This window comes from Streptomyces sp. NPDC005899, from assembly GCF_040629645.1.
Taxonomy (GTDB): domain Bacteria; phylum Actinomycetota; class Actinomycetes; order Streptomycetales; family Streptomycetaceae; genus Streptomyces.
This window is the reverse complement of the sequence record NZ_JBEXWB010000587.1, coordinates 1-2,407: the sequence shown is the minus strand read 5'-3', so window position 1 is coordinate 2,407 and position 2,407 is coordinate 1. Positions and strand designations below refer to the sequence as shown.

The 2,407-nt window shown below is 69.7% G+C and carries 2 protein-coding genes; one reads left to right on the top strand and one right to left on the bottom strand.

Annotated elements, in window-relative coordinates:
• Positions 1–84: 84 nt before the first annotated feature.
• Positions 85–747 carry a DUF3105 domain-containing protein gene (locus ABZ371_RS31720; protein ID WP_358686205.1) on the bottom strand — a complete coding sequence of 221 codons (663 nt, stop codon included), beginning with the start codon at positions 745–747 and terminating at the stop codon, positions 85–87.
• Positions 748–993: 246 nt separating this feature from the next.
• Between ABZ371_RS31720 and glnA the strand changes: the two genes are divergently transcribed.
• Positions 994–2,355, top strand: coding sequence for a type I glutamate--ammonia ligase (gene glnA / locus ABZ371_RS31715; RefSeq protein WP_307127338.1), 1,362 nt, complete (start codon positions 994–996; stop codon positions 2,353–2,355).
• Positions 2,356–2,407 lie beyond the last annotated feature (52 nt).

The window sequence follows — 2,407 nt, the reverse complement described above, 5'->3', positions numbered from 1 at the left end:
CGATCGTCGCGGCCCCCGCGCACACCAGCGCCAGCGCCACGGCCGCACCCGCCGCCCACCGCGTACGCCGGTCCGGCGCCGGGCTCACCCGTCGACCCCGCCGGTGCACGGCGCACCCGGCTCGGGGGTCTGCGCACCCTGCACGTACGTCGCGAGGAACCGCGCCACCCGAGGGTCGTCCGCGCTGTCCACCGTGAGCTGCCTGCCCCACGCGCTCAGCATGATCGTCCCGGCCTGGCCCTCGTACGGGCTCATCAGGGAGTAGGGGGTGCTGCTGACCCGGGACGCGAGCCCGGCGACGTCGGCGGCGGACGCCTCGCCGTTGTACGTCACCCAGACCGCGCCGTGCTCCAGGGCGTGGACGGCGTTGACGTTCGGGACCGCCTTCTCGTATACGACGCCGTCGCAGTTCAGCCAGGCCGGGTCGTGGTCACCGCCGACCGGCGGCTCCATCGGGTACGCCACATCGGTGGTGACGTGGTTGCGGGTCAACTTCGCCGCGTCCCAGCTCCTCTCGCCCGCGATCGGCCGCCCGTCCGCCGGCTCCGCCTGCTTGCCGTCCTGGGCCCGGGCGTCCCCGCTCCGCTCCTTCGCCTCCGACCTCTCCAGCAGCGCGTAGGAGCCGAAACCCAGCAGGCCGGCGACCACGAGGGCGCTCACGCCTATGGCGAGGGCGGCGTTGCGGCGGCCACGCGCACGGTCGTCCTCGCGCGTCGGTTCCACGTGGGTCCTGGGGTCGAAGCTCATGTCGTCGGGCCCTTCTGGCAAGGGGTCGGGAGGGACGGGGAGCGGGGCGGTGGAACACGTGGGGACACGGCCACCGGGAGGCCCTCGCGGCCCATGCACACCACGGGCGCCGATCGTAGTGGGTGGCCGAGTGCTCTCTCTCACACCGAGTGCGTAATCTGGGTGAAATCCCGGGTCGTGATACTGGAGTGTCTCCCCTACCCCGGGCGGTGGTGCACGGACCGTCTGAACTGCAAGGATGTGGCTATGGACAAGCAGCAGGAATTCGTCCTCAGGACGCTTGAGGAGCGCGACATCCGCTTCGTACGGCTGTGGTTCACCGATGTGCTCGGATACCTCAAGTCCGTCGCCGTGGCCCCCGCCGAGCTCGAGCAGGCATTCGACGAGGGCATCGGCTTCGACGGCTCCGCCATCGAGGGCTTCGCACGGGTCTACGAGTCGGACATGATCGCCAAGCCCGACCCGGGCACCTTCCAGATCCTTCCCTGGCGCGCGGAGGCCCCCGGCACGGCGCGGATGTTCTGCGACATCCTGATGCCGGACGGTTCGCCGTCCTTCGCCGACCCGCGCTTCGTCCTCAAGCGCATCCTCGCCAAGACCTCCGACCTGGGCTTCACCTTCTACACCCACCCGGAGATCGAGTTCTTCCTGCTGAAGAACAAGCCGGTCGACGGCAGCCGCCCCACGCCGGCCGACAGCTCGGGCTACTTCGACCACACCCCGCAGAACGTCGGCATGGACTTCCGCCGCCAGGCGATCACGATGCTCGAATCGATGGGCATCTCCGTCGAGTTCAGCCACCACGAGGGTGCCCCCGGCCAGCAGGAGATCGACCTGCGTTACGCGGACGCGCTCTCCACCGCCGACAACATCATGACCTTCCGCCTCGTCATGAAGCAGGTCGCGCTGGAGCAGGGGGTCCAGGCGACCTTCATGCCGAAGCCGTTCTCGGAGTACCCCGGTTCGGGCATGCACACCCACCTCTCCCTCTTCGAGGGCGACCGCAACGCCTTCTACGAGTCGGGCGCCGAGTACCAGCTGTCGAAGGTGGGCCGCTCCTTCATCGCGGGTCTGCTCAAGCACGCGGCGGAGATCTCCGCCGTCACGAACCAGTGGGTCAACTCCTACAAGCGCATCTGGGGCGGCTCCAGCCGCTCCGCCGGTGCCGGCGGCGAGGCGCCCTCGTACATCTGCTGGGGCCACAACAACCGCTCCGCGCTGATCCGCGTCCCCATGTACAAGCCCGGCAAGACCGGCTCGGCCCGCGTCGAGGTCCGTTCCATCGACTCCGGCGCCAACCCCTACCTGACGTACGCGGTGCTCCTCGCCGCGGGCCTCAAGGGCATCGAGGAGGGCTACGAACTCCCCGCCGGCGCCGACGACGACGTCTGGGCCCTCTCCGACGCGGAACGCCGTGCGATGGGCATCGAGCCGCTGCCGCAGAACCTGGGCGAGGCGATCTCCCTGATGGAGAAGAGCGAGCTGGTCGCGGAGACGCTGGGCGAGCACGTCTTCGACTTCTTCCTGCGCAACAAGAAGCAGGAGTGGGAGGAGTACCGCAGCGAGGTCACGGCCTTCGAGCTGAAGAACCTGCTGCCGGTGCTGTGACGGGCGCGTACGCGTAGGCGGCTTCGGGCCGGCGGTCGTCCCACCGCCGGCC